The organism is Serratia sp. CY84636 (assembly GCF_052166245.1).
Lineage (GTDB): Bacteria > Pseudomonadota > Gammaproteobacteria > Enterobacterales > Enterobacteriaceae > Serratia > Serratia nevei.
In genome coordinates, this window is the sequence record NZ_JBJNOX010000011.1 from 17385 (window position 1) to 32107 (window position 14723).

15 protein-coding genes are annotated in these 14723 nt (G+C 58.6%); 6 read left to right on the forward strand and 9 right to left on the reverse strand.

What is annotated here, in order from left to right; genetic code table 11:
- Positions 1 to 29: 29 nt before the first annotated feature.
- From ypfJ to dapA, 4 genes are all read right to left on the reverse strand, one after another.
- Complete coding sequence (ypfJ, locus tag ACJ8QI_RS21470; RefSeq protein WP_047730119.1) at positions 30 to 899, reverse strand: KPN_02809 family neutral zinc metallopeptidase; 870 nt, start codon at positions 897 to 899, stop codon at positions 30 to 32.
- Between the two features lie 209 nt (positions 900 to 1108).
- Positions 1109 to 1822 (reverse strand): phosphoribosylaminoimidazolesuccinocarboxamide synthase, encoded by a 714-nt coding sequence (purC, locus tag ACJ8QI_RS21475; protein ID WP_004941708.1) that lies wholly within the window; start codon positions 1820 to 1822, stop codon positions 1109 to 1111.
- 170 nt (positions 1823 to 1992) lie between these two features.
- The gene (bamC, locus tag ACJ8QI_RS21480) at positions 1993 to 3045 is read right to left on the reverse strand and encodes an outer membrane protein assembly factor BamC (RefSeq protein ID WP_019453890.1); all 1053 of its coding nucleotides are present in this window, start codon (positions 3043 to 3045) and stop codon (positions 1993 to 1995) included.
- 16 nt (positions 3046 to 3061) lie between these two features.
- Positions 3062 to 3943 carry a 4-hydroxy-tetrahydrodipicolinate synthase gene (gene dapA, locus ACJ8QI_RS21485; RefSeq protein WP_004941701.1) on the reverse strand — a complete coding sequence of 294 codons (882 nt, stop codon included), beginning with the start codon at positions 3941 to 3943 and terminating at the stop codon, positions 3062 to 3064.
- Between the two features lie 110 nt (positions 3944 to 4053).
- On the opposite strand from dapA, the gene ACJ8QI_RS21490 reads away from it, so the two are divergent.
- Together ACJ8QI_RS21490 and bcp are read left to right on the forward strand one after the other, a co-directional pair.
- A complete protein-coding gene (locus ACJ8QI_RS21490) occupies positions 4054 to 4659 on the forward strand; it encodes a glycine cleavage system transcriptional repressor (protein WP_369783268.1) in 606 nt (201 codons plus the stop codon).
- Positions 4660 to 4661: 2 nt separating this feature from the next.
- Positions 4662 to 5126, forward strand: coding sequence for a thioredoxin-dependent thiol peroxidase (gene bcp / locus ACJ8QI_RS21495; RefSeq protein WP_038873672.1), 465 nt, complete (start codon positions 4662 to 4664; stop codon positions 5124 to 5126).
- A 44-nt stretch (positions 5127 to 5170) separates the two neighbouring features.
- Here bcp and ACJ8QI_RS21500 read toward each other — a convergent pair whose 3' ends face one another.
- Positions 5171 to 6247, reverse strand: a complete 1077-nt coding sequence (locus ACJ8QI_RS21500) for an AI-2E family transporter (RefSeq protein ID WP_004941690.1) — start codon at positions 6245 to 6247, stop codon at positions 5171 to 5173.
- Between the two features lie 853 nt (positions 6248 to 7100).
- Between ACJ8QI_RS21500 and ACJ8QI_RS21505 the strand changes: the two genes are divergently transcribed.
- A complete protein-coding gene (locus ACJ8QI_RS21505; RefSeq protein ID WP_033644007.1) occupies positions 7101 to 7316 on the forward strand; it encodes a hypothetical protein in 216 nt (71 codons plus the stop codon).
- 69 nt (positions 7317 to 7385) lie between these two features.
- On the opposite strand, the gene ACJ8QI_RS21510 is transcribed toward ACJ8QI_RS21505, so the two are convergent.
- Positions 7386 to 9581, reverse strand: coding sequence for a TonB-dependent receptor (locus ACJ8QI_RS21510; RefSeq protein ID WP_033644008.1), 2196 nt, complete (start codon positions 9579 to 9581; stop codon positions 7386 to 7388).
- 57 nt (positions 9582 to 9638) lie between these two features.
- The gene (locus tag ACJ8QI_RS21515; RefSeq protein WP_033644010.1) at positions 9639 to 10721 is read right to left on the reverse strand and encodes a YncE family protein; all 1083 of its coding nucleotides are present in this window, start codon (positions 10719 to 10721) and stop codon (positions 9639 to 9641) included.
- Between the two features lie 391 nt (positions 10722 to 11112).
- On the opposite strand from ACJ8QI_RS21515, the gene ACJ8QI_RS21520 reads away from it, so the two are divergent.
- On the forward strand, positions 11113 to 11565 hold the full coding sequence (locus tag ACJ8QI_RS21520; RefSeq protein WP_060424825.1) for a GNAT family N-acetyltransferase: 453 nt from the start codon (positions 11113 to 11115) through the stop codon (positions 11563 to 11565).
- Positions 11566 to 11679: 114 nt separating this feature from the next.
- The gene (locus ACJ8QI_RS21525) at positions 11680 to 12108 is read left to right on the forward strand and encodes a TOBE domain-containing protein (RefSeq protein ID WP_038873689.1); all 429 of its coding nucleotides are present in this window, start codon (positions 11680 to 11682) and stop codon (positions 12106 to 12108) included.
- Between the two features lie 36 nt (positions 12109 to 12144).
- On the opposite strand, the gene ACJ8QI_RS21530 is transcribed toward ACJ8QI_RS21525, so the two are convergent.
- Positions 12145 to 12762 carry a LysE family translocator gene (locus ACJ8QI_RS21530; RefSeq protein WP_004941674.1) on the reverse strand — a complete coding sequence of 206 codons (618 nt, stop codon included), beginning with the start codon at positions 12760 to 12762 and terminating at the stop codon, positions 12145 to 12147.
- A gap of 199 nt (positions 12763 to 12961) precedes the next feature.
- Here ACJ8QI_RS21530 and ACJ8QI_RS21535 point away from each other — a divergent pair, with 199 nt between their 5' ends.
- Positions 12962 to 13423, forward strand: coding sequence for an Lrp/AsnC family transcriptional regulator (locus tag ACJ8QI_RS21535; RefSeq protein WP_033635506.1), 462 nt, complete (start codon positions 12962 to 12964; stop codon positions 13421 to 13423).
- Positions 13424 to 13457: 34 nt separating this feature from the next.
- Here the strand turns inward: ACJ8QI_RS21535 and ACJ8QI_RS21540 are convergent, their stop codons facing one another.
- Positions 13458 to 14666, reverse strand: a complete 1209-nt coding sequence (locus ACJ8QI_RS21540) for an NAD(P)/FAD-dependent oxidoreductase (protein ID WP_142110345.1) — start codon at positions 14664 to 14666, stop codon at positions 13458 to 13460.
- Positions 14667 to 14723 lie beyond the last annotated feature (57 nt).

The window sequence follows — 14723 nt, forward strand, 5'->3', positions numbered from 1 at the left end:
GCCGGAGTCAGGCTCCGGCACTTGAGGCGTTAACGGGATGCGAAGGTGTTGCAGGTATTGGGATCGCCGCTGTCGAAGCCCTGTTTAAACCAGGTATAGCGCTGCTGCGAGGTGCCGTGGGTGAAGCTGTCCGGCACGACGCGGCCCTGGCTCTGCTGCTGCAACCGATCGTCGCCAATCGCCTGCGCGGCATTCAGCGCCGCCTGCAGGTCGCCCTCTTCCAGCATCTGCTGCTTCTCGGCGTATTTACCCCACACGCCGGCGAAGCAGTCCGCCTGCAGCTCCATTTTCACCGACAGACGGTTCACTTCCGCCTGGCTGGCGCCCTGCTGCATCTGGCGCACCTTGGGCTCGATGCCCAGCAGGTTCTGCACGTGGTGGCCGACTTCGTGCGCCACCACATAGGCCTGGGCAAAATCACCGCCGGCGCCCAGCTTGGTTTTCATGTCCTGATAGAAAGACAGATCGATATACACCGTTCTGTCGCCCGGGCAGTAGAACGGCCCCATCGCCGCCTGGCCGGTGCCGCAGCTGGTGCGCGTGACGCCGCGATACATCACCAGCTTCGGCGGTTGATAGGTTTTGCCCATGCGCTGGAAAATCTCTTTCCAGTTATCCTCGGTGGAGGCCAGTACCACCGAAGTGAATTTGGCCAGTTCATCGTCTTTCGGACTGATGTTGGCGCTCTGCTGTTGACCCTGCGGTGCGACGTTACCGCCGTTCAACAGCGGCGACAGATCGATGCCGTAATAGCCGGCCACCAGCACCACCACCAAAATGACGATGCCGCCCTTGCCGCGCACCGGCACACGGAAACCGCCGCCACCGCCGCCCAAACCTGAAGACTGCCCGCGACGATCCTCAACATTGTCACTTTCCCGACGCCCTTGCCAACGCATAAATATACTCCAGATATTTCCCCTACTCGTTGAAGTTGCGCCGCGATCGTAAGCGCAAAGGCAGCTTCAAGCCTGAGTGGGATAGGTTTTAGTCATCTCGCATCCATCATTATAAATGGTCTGCCGCGGAGGAAATGTAGAAATTTTCTGGAAAAACGCAGAATAGCGGGACGATCCGGCCGGATCGCCCCGAATGGCGGTGCCAATGCTTAGTCGAGCTTCACGCCGATGCGGCGCGCCACTTCTTCATAGGCTTCGATCAGGCCGCCCAGGCTTTGACGGAAACGGTCTTTGTCCATCTTGTCCAGGGTGTTTTTGTCCCACAGGCGGCTACCGTCCGGCGAGAACTCATCGCCCAGCACCACTTCACCGTTGAACAGGCCGAACTCCAGCTTGAAGTCGACCAGGATCAGGCCCGCGTCGTCGAACAGCTGGGTCAACACGTCGTTGGCGCGGTAGCTCAGCTCGCGCATGCGCGCCAGATGCTCTTTGCTCACCCAGCCAAAGGTTTCGCAGTAGGATTCGTTGACCATCGGATCGTGCATGGCGTCGTTTTTCAGGAACAGATCGAACAGCGGCGGATTCAGCACCAGGCCTTCTTCGATGCCCAGACGCTTCACCAGCGAACCGGCGGCGCGGTTGCGGATCACGCACTCCACCGGCACCATGTCCAGCTTCTTCACCAGCACTTCGTTGTCGGACAGCAGACGCTCCATCTGGGTCGGGATGCCGGCTTCTTCCAGTTTGCTCATGATGAAATGGTTGAACTTGTTGTTCACCATGCCTTTGCGATCGAACTGCTCAATGCGCTGACCATCCAGTGCTGACGTATCGTTGCGGAACTCCAACACCAACAGATCGGGATTCTCGGTGGTGTAAACGGTTTTTGCCTTTCCGCGATACAGCTCAGCTAGCTTTTGCATCTTACTTACTCCAGTGATGTATCCCCGTTGTCTCCCGAGCGCGGCCCGAAATTAGGGGGTATAGAATTGACCTAATGAATTCTTTGGCGTGCCGGACACTATTGTGCCAAACCTGCGACGCAAACGATACCGTATCGACAAAACAAAAAGGGGCCGAAGCCCCTTTTTGATTATTTAACGCTGGTTTTACTGAAGGCAGACTGGAATGCCGCCACCAGTGCGTCGTTTTTCGACTGGGTCAGCGGTTTGCCTTTCGGATCGATGAATTGCAGGCTGGTGCGGTTGTTGAGATCGCCGACCTGCAGTTTGTAATCGCCTTCCGCCAGTTCAGGATCCTTGACGCCCAACGCATCCCAATCGCTGCTGCTCAAGGACTTGTAGGTCACGGCGACGGTGCCCTGCGGACGGCTGCGGTCACCCACTTTCATCCCCAGTTTTTCGAGCGCCGCCGGCAGGCGATCCCACACCACGGTGTACGGGCCGCGCACCACCAGCATCGGCAGGCCGGTGTCATCGGCGCCGCTCTGCACGTCCAGCGCGCCGAAGCGGCTGGCGGTCTGGCTGCTCGCCAGGTTGTCCTGCTTGTCCAGGCCTTCGATCAGGGTGTTGATCATCATGCCGTTGTAGCGCTGAATCTCAGACTGATCGGTCACCTGCTCGGTCTTGCCCTGCTGCTGCAGGCCAACGCTTTTCACCACCAGCGCCTGCTGGTAGCCCTGTTGCTGCACGCTGATCTGATAACGGCCTTCGTACTGGTTGTCTTCGTCCAGACGGTTCCACTTCACCCAGTCGGTGGTCAGGGTCTGACCGGCGTCCTGACGGGAAGCGATCGCGATGTTCTTCGCCTGCAGCAGGCTGACTACGCGCGACCACAGGTTCTGGTTCTGCGGGCTGTTTTCCAGCAGCAGCGTGCCGCTGTCGCCGGCGTATTGCGCGCGTGAACCGCTCAGCAGCGCCAACGGCTGCACCGGCGGACGAATGTCCAGTTGCTTGCCGACGTTGCCTTGCAGCGTCGTGGCGGGAACGTCATAGTTGCCGCTCTGCACCGGCAGGATCATGCCGGACGGCGCGTTCAGCGCCTTGAGCGGAGCCGCGTCGAGGTAAGCCTCGTCGCCGCTGACCTGGCGCTTGTAGCGCTGATCGCTGCTGCAGGCTGCCAGCATCATCACCAAAGAGATGCCCACTACTTTTGCTACCGTCGACTTTTGCAATGAATAAGCCATCAAATTTCCCTTAGAGTTACAGCAAGCCGACGCTTTTCAGCGCGCGCTCCACCACCGGGCGGGCGGCTTCGCTCAACGGCGTCATTGGCAGACGCAGCGTATCGGTTGCCATCAATCCCAACGCCTTACAGGCCCACTTCACCGGAATTGGGTTTGCTTCTACAAATAGATCCTGATGCAACGGCATCAAGCGCTGATTTAAGCGGCGCGCTTCGGCAAATTTGCCCTGCGCCGCCAGCGCGCAAAGTTCCGCCATCTCGCGCGCGGCCACGTTGGCCGTCACGGAAATCACCCCTTTGCCGCCCAGTTGCATGAAGTCCAGCCCGCTGGCGTCGTCGCCGCTCAGCAAAATGAAGTCTTCATCGTCAACCAGCACTTGGATCTGACTAACGCGACTTAAGTTCCCCGTCGCTTCTTTTACAGCAACAATATTCTTGATTTTCGCCAGCCGAGCGATGGTCGGCGGCAGCATGTCGCAGCCGGTGCGCGAAGGCACGTTGTACAGGATCTGCGGCAGCTCGGTGCTCTCGGCGATCGCCTTGAAGTGCTGGTACAGCCCTTCCTGCGTCGGCTTATTGTAGTACGGCGTCACCGTCAGGCAGCCCACTACGCCGGTATTGGCGAAGCGGGTGGTGAGCGCGATGGCTTCGGCGGTGGCGTTGGCGCCGGTGCCGGCGATCACCGGGATGCGGCCGTCGGCCAGCTCCAGCGTCTGCAGCACCACGTCAACGTGCTCGTCATGGGCAAGCGTTGCGGACTCGCCGGTGGTCCCTACGGAAACGATCGCCGCGGTGCCACTGGCTACATGATAATCGATCAATTTTTTTAGGCTCGCGCGATCGACAGCACCTTTGTCGTCCATCGGCGTAACCAGTGCAACAATACTTCCCGTAAACATTGGCCGTCCCCTCCACAAACAAGTCACTCATGGTACTTTTGCTGCCTATCCAAAAGCAAGCGCACAACCGCGTTGTAAGCGCTTGGCAGGCGGTTTTTTTTATGTTTACCATGGTAACCCCATTAAGCACGACAGGAAGCGCTATTTTGCCTCAGTCAGACGAACACTATCTCGTGATTACCGCGCTCGGCGCCGACCGCCCCGGAATCGTCAATACCATCACCCGCCACGTCAGCAGTTGCGGATGCAATATCGAAGATAGCCGTCTGGCCATGCTGGGAGAGGAGTTCACGTTCATCATGCTGCTGTCCGGCAGCTGGAACGCCATCACCCTGATCGAATCCACCCTGCCGCAAAAAGGCGCGGAGCTGGATCTGCTGATCGTGATGAAGCGCACAAACTCGCACGAAAGGCCGCCGATGCCGGCCACGGTGTGGGTGCAGGTGGAAGTGAAGGACTCGCCGCACATCATCGAACGCTTTACCGATCTGTTCGACTCCAGCCAGATGAATATCGCCGAACTGGTCTCGCGCACGCAGCCGGCGGACGGCGACCTGCCGCCGCAGCTGTATATCCAAATCACCGCCCACAGCTCCGGCGATCGGGACGCCTCAAATATTGAGCAAGCCTTCCATCGCCTATGTACAGAATTGAACGCGCAAGGCAGTATTAGCGTGGTGAACTATCCACAGCATGACGAGAAAGATGGAGAGTAGTGATGAGCCCATTGAAAGCCGGTGACACAGCGCCGAAATTTAGTTTGCCTGACCAGGACGGTGAGGAAATTAATTTGGCCGACTTCCAGGGACAGCGAGTATTGGTCTATTTCTATCCGAAGGCGATGACGCCGGGCTGCACCGTGCAAGCCTGCGGCCTGCGGGACAACATGGACGAATTGAAAAAGGTCGGCGTCGAAGTGCTGGGCATCAGCACCGACAAACCGGAAAAACTGTCGCGCTTCGCCGAAAAAGAGCTGCTCAACTTTACGCTGTTGTCTGATGAAGATCATCAGGTAGCGCAACAGTTTGGCGTGTGGGGCGAGAAAACCTTCATGGGCAAGACCTACGACGGTATTCACCGCATCAGTTTCCTGATCGATGGCAAAGGCAAGATTGAAAAAGTGTTTGATGATTTCAAAACCACCAATCACCACGACATCGTTCTGAGCTACCTGCAGCAGTAATTCTCACGAAGCGCAGCGGCCTGCTGCGCTTCGTTTCTTCCCTGTCAGTCGGCCTTGTCTTCCACTTCGACCCGCAGTTCATCCGGCCAGGCATGGATCACCGCCTTCACCAGCGTCGCCAGCGGTATGGCGAAAAACACGCCCCAAAAGCCCCACATTCCGCCGAACACGATCACCGACAGGATAATCACCAGCGGATGCAGGTTGACCGCTTCAGAGAACAAAATGGGCACCAGCAGGTTGCCATCCAGCCCCTGCACCACCAGATAGGCGACGATCAGCGTCCAGAAATCGGCGCCGACGCCCCACTGGAACAGCGCCACCACCACCACCGGAATGGTGACCAGCACCGCGCCGATGTAGGGGATCAACACCGAGAAGCCCACCAGCACCGCCAGCAACAGCGAGTAGCGCATGTCCAGCACGGCGAACACCAGGTAGGTCGCCACGCCGACAATCACCATCTCCAGCACCTTGCCGCGAATGTAGTTGGTGATCTGCTGATTCATCTCGTTCCAGACCTGTCCCGCCAGGCCGCGATTGCGCGGCAGCACGCGGCGCACCGCGTTCAGCAGCTGTTCTTTGTCCTTCAACAGGAAGAACATCATCATCGGCACCAGGATCAGGTAGATAGCCAGCGTCAGCAGACCGACCAGCGACGCCAGCGAGAATTTCACCACCGACTCGCCCATGCCGGACAGCCGGCTGCGCAGGTTTTCCGCCATCATGTCGATGATGCCGGCATCCACCAGCGCCGGGTAACGCTTCGGCAGCGTCGCGGCAAAGTTATAGAACTGATTGAGCATGCCCGGCAGATCGCTCATCAGATTGATGCCCTGCTGCCAGGCGGTTGGCGCGACGACGAACACCAGCAGCATGGCGACGCCCGCGAACACCAGCAGCATGATGCTCGCCGCCCAGGTGCGCGAACAGCCGATGCGCTGCAGGCGCGCGGTCGGCCACTCCAGCAGATAGGCCAGCACGATGGCGACCAGCAACGGGGTCAGAATACCGTGCAAAAAATAGAGAATAAGGAACCCGGCGACCAGGATCACCAGCAGCGCGATAGCCTGCGGATCGGTGAAGCGGCGGCGGTACCACTGTAATAACATCTCCAGCATCAGAGCGGGCTCCTCGAGATTTGGCGGGCGGGCATGGCGATTCCTGTGATGGGCCTGATTAAAGCATAGATAGAACGGGCGCACTCGAGGTGTGCAAAGCACTCAGAGTACTCAAAGTTGGCCATACATCAACAGCGATTTGGCTGATTTTATCGCGCGGGCAAGCAATCGGCGCAAAAATCCGCAGACGCGGCGACAGACTGGGTGAACGGCCCCGGACGGGGCCGCGGAAGATTACAGCGAGGTACCGATAGAAAGGGGCGAACCGACCGCCAGTGCGAACAACAACACACAGCCAATCGCGATCGCCGCCGCCAGATCATTTTTCATAGTCCCGTCCCCTGATACTTAAACTGGTTATCGTCACGAACTCTGTCGGTTCTACGTTGAAGGCCTTTTCCGATGCACGTCATTAAAAACCCCCGCCTGGGCGGGGGAGAAAACGTTCTGGTGCATCAAGTGTTACAAGGAGGTCATGAGGGATTGCTAACCCTAAATGACTATTTCAAGCTAGGATTATTCTCAGAGCATGGCAAGCGATCGCATCGAGGTTATCCGCACTTTGAGATAAACCTCATAAAAAAATCCCGCACGGCAGCGGGATGAAGGGATGATAACGTCATGAATTTTTTATGCGGACAATGAGGCGGTATTGTCGTCATTTGGCGACAATACCGCGCCGACACGGTGGTCACAAGGGAAATTTGACCACCGTGAGGAAATCAGAATTTCGCCAATGCACGAGATCGCGCGCCAGTCAGCATCAACGAAAAAATGGGATTTTCGTCAGACAGCCGTCGAGCAAAAACCGGTAGCATGGCCGATATCATCCCAAATGCCGTAAGGGGGAAAGATGAACAGCAAACCGTGTGAATTTGATGAAGCCATCTGTCTGGCAATCGGGCGTGGCGTTTGCGAAGTCGTGAAGATAGGGGATGAAATCAGCGTCTTCTCCCTGTTGGAAGCTATCGAATGCTTCATCGAACGACAGGCGCTCAGCGAAAGCGAAATCGCGGCGGCGGACGACGCGCTGGATTTGATCAGCGTACTCACCCACCGGTCATGCTGAAAAACGCCCTCCCGGTGGCAAAGGAACCGGCGTCCCATCGCATGTGGGACGCCGTCGTTTCTGTATCGATTAGAAGTCGTAAGTTACCGACGCTTTCAGCGTCCTCGCCTGTCCCTGGAAGACGTAAGTGCCATTGCTTTCTACGCCGGACCAATACTTCTCATTCGTGACGTTGTCCAACCCCACACGCCATACCAGCGTGTTTTGATCCTCATTCAAACGCATGCGATAGCGAAGGCCGAGATCCAGGGTCGTGAAACTATCGAGCTTTTTGGTATTGGCAGAGTCGGCATATTGCGAACCGGTATGCCGCACTTTCGCCGTTGCCGTCAGGCCATCGATTGGCTTGATATCGTATTCCGCTCCCAGTACCGCGTAGAAGTGCGCTACGCCGATAGCGTCTTTGCCATCGTTACGACCGCCCTGGGTTTTGGTCAACTCAGGCGAAAGCCAGGTAGCGCTGCCGTTAAGGCGCAGGCCGAATGCCGGTTCGCCGAACACATTCAACTCCACGCCGCGGTTGCGTTGTTCGCCGTTCAACGTGTAGTAGTTGTTGCTGTCGATCATGGTGGCCGGCTTTTTGATTTCAAACAGCGCCAACGAGCCGCCCACGCGTTCGAAATCAACTTTCACCCCCACTTCATTTTGCTTGGAACGGGCGATACCGGTACTTTGCCCGAAGTTGGCCGCCTCTTTCGGCGCGATGCCGCCAGGCTGCAAGGCCTCGGTATGGTTGGCATAAAGCGACACCGTTTCCCACGGCTTGTAGACCAGCCCGAACGTCGGCATCCAACGGCTTTGCGTATAACGAGAGGCGGTATCCTCCAGACCGGTGGCGTTGCTGTAATTACGCACCACCACTTTCTGATGGCGCGCGGCCGCCGTTAACAACACCCGGTCGCCGAAAAAGCCCAGCGTATCGCTGAACAACCAGCCCTGCGTCCGGTTGCGCGCCGTGGTCAGCGGATCGCTGTAGTTGCCACCGAAATAGGCGTTGTCCGGTATTGCGACATCATGGTTATCGTAGATATTGGTCGTCGGATTGTTGGCAGACATGCGCCACGCGGTTTTGTCGCGTTTAATCTGCGCGGAATAACCGACGTTGACCCGATGCGAAACCGCCCAGGTCGTGAACTTGCCCTCAAGCCCCGCCATGCCGCTGAAAGCGTCGATGATGCGATTGGTGTCCAGACGCCCAACCGTGGCATCGCCGTTGGCGTTGATGAGCTTCGGTGCGCTGTAAACGCCGGTTTCATGGCCGTGCTGCGCACCCAACCCGGCATAGGCCTTCCAGTCGCGGGTTAAATCATATTCCGCTTTCGCCATGCCGAATTCGTTCTCGATATCGCTGTAGCCCCACTGCTGACTGTAATTTTTACGGGTGTCAGGCACTGCGGGTATCACATCGATGCCGCTGATGTTGACCCCCATCGTTCCGCCATGGAAGGTCTTTTTCTGATAACCGAAGTCCAACGATGAACGGAAACGATCGCCGCGATAGTCCAGCCCGACCGATGCCAGCGTGGTGCGCCGCTTATCATCCTCAACCGCCGTTTCCCCCTCTCGGTGTACCAGGTTGACGCGAGCGCCAAACTGGTTGTCGTCACCAAAACGGCGGCCCAGATCCAGCTTGCCGCCCACCTGAGAATCGGAGGTGTAGTCGAGGCCGATCTGAGTGGTCGGCGTTTCTTCCGCCCGTTTCGGTTCAAGATTGATCATGCCGCCAACGCCGCTGGAAGCCAGGCCGTTCAGCAAGGCGTTCGCCCCTTTGAAGATCTCTACCCGCTCCAGCATCTGGGTATCCATCACCTGACGCGGCACCACGCCCGGCAGCCCGCCCATCGTCATGTCGTCGCCGTCCAGTGAGAAACCGCGGATGCGATAGGTTTCGGCGAAGTTACCGTATCCCTGCACCGCCTGCACACCCGCGTCGTTGCTGACCACGTCGGCGATGGTCTTCGCCTGCTGATCCTGTACCAGCTTCGCGGTATAACCTATGACGTTGAACGGGACGTCCATCGCTTTCTGTTCGCCCAACATTCCCAGGCGGCCGCCGTGGGCAACCTGTCCATCCAGGTAGGCGGGAACCAAATCATTGCCGCCGGAGTTGAAATCGGCGTGTTTTTCGGCCCGGACGACCAGGGTGTCCTCCTGGTTTTTCTTGGCGTCGCCGTCTGCGGCCAGCGCGCCTTGGCTCAGCGCGCCGATAGCCAGAGCCAGCAGCGTTTTGCGTAAAGGGGAATTCGTTGTACTGGTGTTGTGCATAATTCACTCATGAATGAGGATAAAAAGTTAAATGGCCCGTCGCCGAGCCGATGGGGCTTATTGATTCAACGCGATGCGAACCACGCTGTCCGGCCCCTGAGTGGAATGATCTTTGTTAAACGGTTGTTTGACAGTAACGAACAATGTCTGGCCATCTGCCGACAACAGCAAGCTGTTTGGATTCGGCGGCAGCGCCCAGCGCTGTTTCACCGCATAGGTCGTCGCATCCAGGCTCAGTACATTGCCGGATTCACGCTGCGAGATATAAATTTCATTGCGCCGTGAATTGAAAACGACAGCCAAAGAGTCGCCCACATCAAGCCGCTTCAATAATTTTCCGGTATGAATATCCAAGACCAGCGTGGTCTTCGCCTTGGAGTTGTCAGTGACGAACAAACGACCGGTAGCCTCGTCTTCAGCCATATTAAGCAGCAGTGCCGGTTGGTCTCCCAACGGTTTCCAGCGTTTCTCGATGCGATTGGAACGCGGGTTGATCACCAGGATCTCGCCGCTGCCATTGGCGGCATACACACGTTGGGTCTGTTCGGAGTAATGCAGGCCGGTCATCCATTTGCCGGTATTTTTAATGCGCGTTTTCAGCTTGAGCGTTTCGGCGTCAACCACCCAAATTTGCGCCGGATCGGCCACCGCCCCCACATACAGCGTATTGTTGTGAGCCAGAATTTGGCGCGCACCATACGGCAACCCTTTCTCATTGCGCTCGCTGAACAACAAACGTCCTTTCACCTTACCGTCGGCGGCGCCGATTGCGCTGATACCGCCGTCCAGCGAATTGCTGACATAAAGGGTTTTTCCATCCGCAGAGGCCTGCATGGCGAAATTTTTCAGATCGGTATGCGTCGTGCCAAGGGTTTTCAGGGTCTTGGCGTCCAGCTTATAGACCACGCCCCCCTGTACATCTTTAAAACTTTCGGCGCTGGCGACGTACAGCGCATCTCCCCCTGGCGTCAGCGCCATTTCATACAAACCATAAGCCAGTTGGCGTTTGACGACGCTGTCGGATTGCGCCGCTGGCGCGAGAGGTTGCACGGCAGGGGAAGAGGAGGTGGTTTGGTGCGGCGCGCAGCCGCTTAGCGCCATACCCGTCAGCAGGGCGAGCACAGAGATTTTCATTTTCATCGGGGAAATCCTTGACCATTTAAAACGGCGTTAACGGGGGCTCTGCAGTTTAGTTTTGAGCTTTCTCATAACGAGAAATGAGCGCCACCGCGCGTCTCAGTGTTTCCCTGTGAATCAACTATCACGCTAATGCAGGCTAATAACTCCTTCATGCGCCCGCGAACAACAAAGAGAATGAGAAACATACTCATTATTATTTACGCAATCAAGCGTAATTATTTTCCTTCGCTCTCTAAAAGTCATGGCGGTATCTCGTATTATCAAAGCCAATACGTCAGCTATCGACCGCGGTGCCGGGCATGATTATCTCGCCTTACACCGTCGAGAGACTGCCTCACCCTGCGTACAGACACTTAACGGCAAACAAGCAGACAACAGGAGAAGAACCCTCATGACAATCCCTGCCCCACTGGAGTGGCGGCGTGCTGACTATCTCGTCAGCACCGAGCCCAGCCTGCTGGATATTGACGCCATTCATGCATTTCTGACCCGTTCGTCATGGGCGGAGGGCATTGATAAAGAGACCGTTCGCCAGTCCCTCTCCCACAGCCTGTGCTTCGGCTTGTATCACGGCACCAGACAAATCGGTTTCGCCCGGCTGGTCACCGATTACGCCACCTTCGGCTATCTGTGCGACGTTTACGTGCTGGAGGCGCATCAAAAAGGCGGGTTGGGCCTGTGGCTGGCGGAATGCTGCCAGGCCCATCCGCTGATGGCGACGCTGCGGCGAATCATGCTGGTCACCAGCACCGCCCCCTGGCTCTATGAAAAAGTGGGCTATACCGCCATCAACTGTCCCGATTTTGTGTGGCAGATCGCCCGACCGGACATCTACCGACGTTAATTTTTCAGCAAGGCCGCCCCAGTTCACACTCTTCCCCCGCGACATTGGCAATCGCGGCGGTTAGGGCCCATGCTGGCGACAAATTTTACCGTTTGCCCCTTTCAAGGAGAATCTATGCCCGTTTCAGCCCGTAACCAGTTAGCCGGTACCGTGTCCGCCGTCGCCAAAGGCGCCGTCAATGACGAAGTGGAGATCACCCTGCAGGGCGGTGAAAAACTGGTGGCCATCGTCACGGTACAAAGCCAACAGTCGCTGGGATTAACCATCGGTAAAGAGGCCGTCGCGCTGATTAAAGCGCCGTGGGTGATCCTGGCGACGGAGGATTGCGGTTTGCGTTTTTCCGCCCGCAACCAGTTTGCCGGGGAAGTGATTGCGGTTGAGCACGGCGCGGTCAACAGCACCGTGCACCTCAAAGCGGATGCCGGTTTTGTGCTGACGTCGGTGATCACCAATGAAAGCCTGCAGGAGATGGCGCTGAAGAACGGTTCGCGCGCCATCGCCCTGATCAAAGCCTCATCGGTGCTGCTCGCCGTCAAAGCCTGATACCGCCAGGCCCGCACAAGCGGGCCTTTCAAGGCGCTATTTCAGCGCCTGCTCGGCCAGCAGCCCGAGGGCGATGACGATCATCGCCGCGCCGGAGATGCGCCCCACCACCTTCGCAGCCTGCGGGCGCGTGCGCAGCACCGACTGCGAACCGAATCCCACCAGCAGGTACACCAGGCCGCAGCTGATCAAATGCACCACGCCCAACGCCAGCATCTGCATCGGCACCGACCATTCGGCCCGGGCGTCGGTAAACTGCGGCAGCAGCGCCAGAAACAGCAGAAACACCTTGGGGTTCAGCCCGCTGACGCACACGCCCTTGCCGGCCCAGCGCAGCCAGGAATCGGAACGCTGATCTTCACCGGCGCCGGGCACCGGCGGGTGCAGCAGCATGTTGAAACCGATCCACAACAGATAAGCCGCCCCCAGCAAGGTAAGCGCCGTCAGCGCCAGCGGGTTGCCGACCAGCAGCGCGCCGACGCCTGCCACCACGATCGCAATCATCAGCAGGTGGCCAAACAGCAAGCCGGCGACGGCGGGCACCACGACCCGCCCGCGAATGCCCGCCGAGATCACATAGGCCCAATCCATACCCGGCGTGATCACTAACAAAATCGACACCGCCCAAAAAGCGGCGAACAGAGCGAGCGTCATGCCGGCCCCCTCTCAAACGCGCCGCGCCATTCCGAACAAAGAACCATTGCGCTTTCCTCTTGGATTGGAAGAAGAACGGCCTCCGCCTGCCGCGGCGGCCGTCAAAACCGTTCAATAGATGGCAAGAATATCCTCAAGGCGTTAAAATGTGCTTTCAATTACTTGCCTGAAACCGGCATAAGCAGGGAAATTTTTCCAAATGGATAAGATTGATCGCAAGATTCTTGCTGAACTGCAGGCCGACGGGCGTTTGTCGGTGACCGAGCTGGCCGAGCGGATCGGGTTGAGCGTCTCTCCCTGCCACCGCCGGGTGCGGGCGTTAGAGGAGTCCGGGGTGATCAGGGGTTATCGCGCCCAGCTCGATCCCGGCAGCCTGGGCTATAACTTTTCCGCCCTGGTGTTCGTCACCATGCGCGAAGGCGATCGCCGCGCCGTTGAAACCTTCGAAAACGCCATGATGGACATTCCACAGGTGGTGCAGGCGCAGCGGCTGTTTGGCGATCCGGACTATCTGCTGCACGTGATCGCCCGCGATCTGCCCGCTTTCCAACAGCTTTACGACGAGAAACTCTCCGCTCTGCCGGGCGTGCAGCGCCTGAGCTCCACGCTGGTGATGAAAACCGTGGTGCCAGAGCGCTCGTTCCTGCCGCTGGGAAAATGACGACGGGAGCGTTGCCGCTCCCGTTTTGACTTCCTTAAGGCACAATCACGAAATCCGGATTGGCGACGGCAAACAGCGCCTCGCGATCCGCCGCCGGTGGATAAATCCACTGCGTGTTGATCTCCTGCTTAATCTTTTTGCCTTCCTGACGGGTAAAGCGCACCTGGCGCTCCCAGCCTTCGGTATACAGCGCGCCCCAGGGCCCCAGGTCCAGGCAGGTCACATACTTCGGCTGGCTGTACGGGTGAGTCGGCAACCCCGCCAGCTCCGCCGCCGCATTGTGGCCGGCCACCCGGCCAAGGCTCATCGCATGCTGGCAGGTCATCAGGTTGTGATTGCCGAGATCGTCGGTCGCCGCCTTCACCGTATCGCCGGTCACGAAAATGCCCGCCGCCGCCGGCGCGCGCAGGAAGGCGTCGCCGATCACCCGACCGCTGCCGTCGCGCTCGCCGGGGATCTGCTCGGTCAGCGGATGCGCCCGCACGCCCGCTGCCAGGATCACCGTGTTGGCGGCGATACGCTCACCGTTCGACAGCATCACCCCCTCAGCGTCGATAGCCGAGACGCGCAGGCCGGCTCGTGCTTCCACGCCGCACTCCGCCAGCGCCTGGCGAATCACCGCCCCCGGCTCCGCGCCCATTCCGGCGCCCACTTCCGGGGCGCTATCGACGATCACCACACGCACGTTCTCGTCTTTGCCCAGCGCATCCCGCAGCCGCTGCGGCATCTCCGCCGCGCTCTCCAGCCCGGTCAGCCCCGCGCCCACCACCACGGCGGTGTTGCGCGCCGGCGTCGAGGGTTTGGCCGCCAGCGCTTTGATATGGGCATCCAAACGCTGCGCGCTTTCCAGCGTATCGACGTTGAAACCGTATTCGGCAAAGCCCGGCACCGCAGGCACGGAGAGCCGACTGCCGGTGGCCCACACCAGGCGGTCGTAGGCCAGCTCAAGGGATCCCCCCGTCGCCTGCGCCACCGTGAGCGTCTTGGCGGCGGCATCGATGCGCTCTACCGCCCCGGCCAGGTGGCGCACGCCGACGGCGGCGAGCTGCGCGGAAATGTCCGGATTCATGTTTTCCAGCACCGCTTCATACAGGCGCGGCCGGATGGTGACCGTTGGCGTCGGCGAGACCATGAGCACCTCGATATCGTCATGCTTACCGGCGAGGGTAATGGCGCGCATGGCGGACACGGCGGCCCAAAAACCGGCAAAACCGGAACCGGCAATCACTATTTTCTGCGTCATGGGATGACTCCTTCATACAGGGTTAACCGGGCGATAAGGCTGCCCGCAGTTTTTTCG

Bases quoted from the DNA above. Each gene is read 5' to 3' on its own strand.
- ypfJ (WP_047730119.1), bottom strand. From the start codon at position 899: ATGCGTTGGCAAGGGCGTCGGGAAAGTGACAATGTTGAGGATCGTCGC.
- purC (WP_004941708.1), bottom strand. From the start codon at position 1,822: ATGCAAAAGCTAGCTGAGCTGTATCGCGGAAAGGCAAAAACCGTTTAC.
- bamC (WP_019453890.1), bottom strand. From the start codon at position 3,045: ATGGCTTATTCATTGCAAAAGTCGACGGTAGCAAAAGTAGTGGGCATC.
- dapA (WP_004941701.1), bottom strand. From the start codon at position 3,943: ATGTTTACGGGAAGTATTGTTGCACTGGTTACGCCGATGGACGACAAA.
- ACJ8QI_RS21490 (WP_369783268.1), top strand. From the start codon at position 4,054: ATGGTAACCCCATTAAGCACGACAGGAAGCGCTATTTTGCCTCAGTCA.
- bcp (WP_038873672.1), top strand. From the start codon at position 4,662: ATGAGCCCATTGAAAGCCGGTGACACAGCGCCGAAATTTAGTTTGCCT.
- ACJ8QI_RS21500 (WP_004941690.1), bottom strand. From the start codon at position 6,247: ATGCTGGAGATGTTATTACAGTGGTACCGCCGCCGCTTCACCGATCCG.
- ACJ8QI_RS21505 (WP_033644007.1), top strand. From the start codon at position 7,101: ATGAACAGCAAACCGTGTGAATTTGATGAAGCCATCTGTCTGGCAATC.
- ACJ8QI_RS21510 (WP_033644008.1), bottom strand. From the start codon at position 9,581: ATGCACAACACCAGTACAACGAATTCCCCTTTACGCAAAACGCTGCTG.
- ACJ8QI_RS21515 (WP_033644010.1), bottom strand. From the start codon at position 10,721: ATGAAAATGAAAATCTCTGTGCTCGCCCTGCTGACGGGTATGGCGCTA.
- ACJ8QI_RS21520 (WP_060424825.1), top strand. From the start codon at position 11,113: ATGACAATCCCTGCCCCACTGGAGTGGCGGCGTGCTGACTATCTCGTC.
- ACJ8QI_RS21525 (WP_038873689.1), top strand. From the start codon at position 11,680: ATGCCCGTTTCAGCCCGTAACCAGTTAGCCGGTACCGTGTCCGCCGTC.
- ACJ8QI_RS21530 (WP_004941674.1), bottom strand. From the start codon at position 12,762: ATGACGCTCGCTCTGTTCGCCGCTTTTTGGGCGGTGTCGATTTTGTTA.
- ACJ8QI_RS21535 (WP_033635506.1), top strand. From the start codon at position 12,962: ATGGATAAGATTGATCGCAAGATTCTTGCTGAACTGCAGGCCGACGGG.
- ACJ8QI_RS21540 (WP_142110345.1), bottom strand. From the start codon at position 14,666: ATGACGCAGAAAATAGTGATTGCCGGTTCCGGTTTTGCCGGTTTTTGG.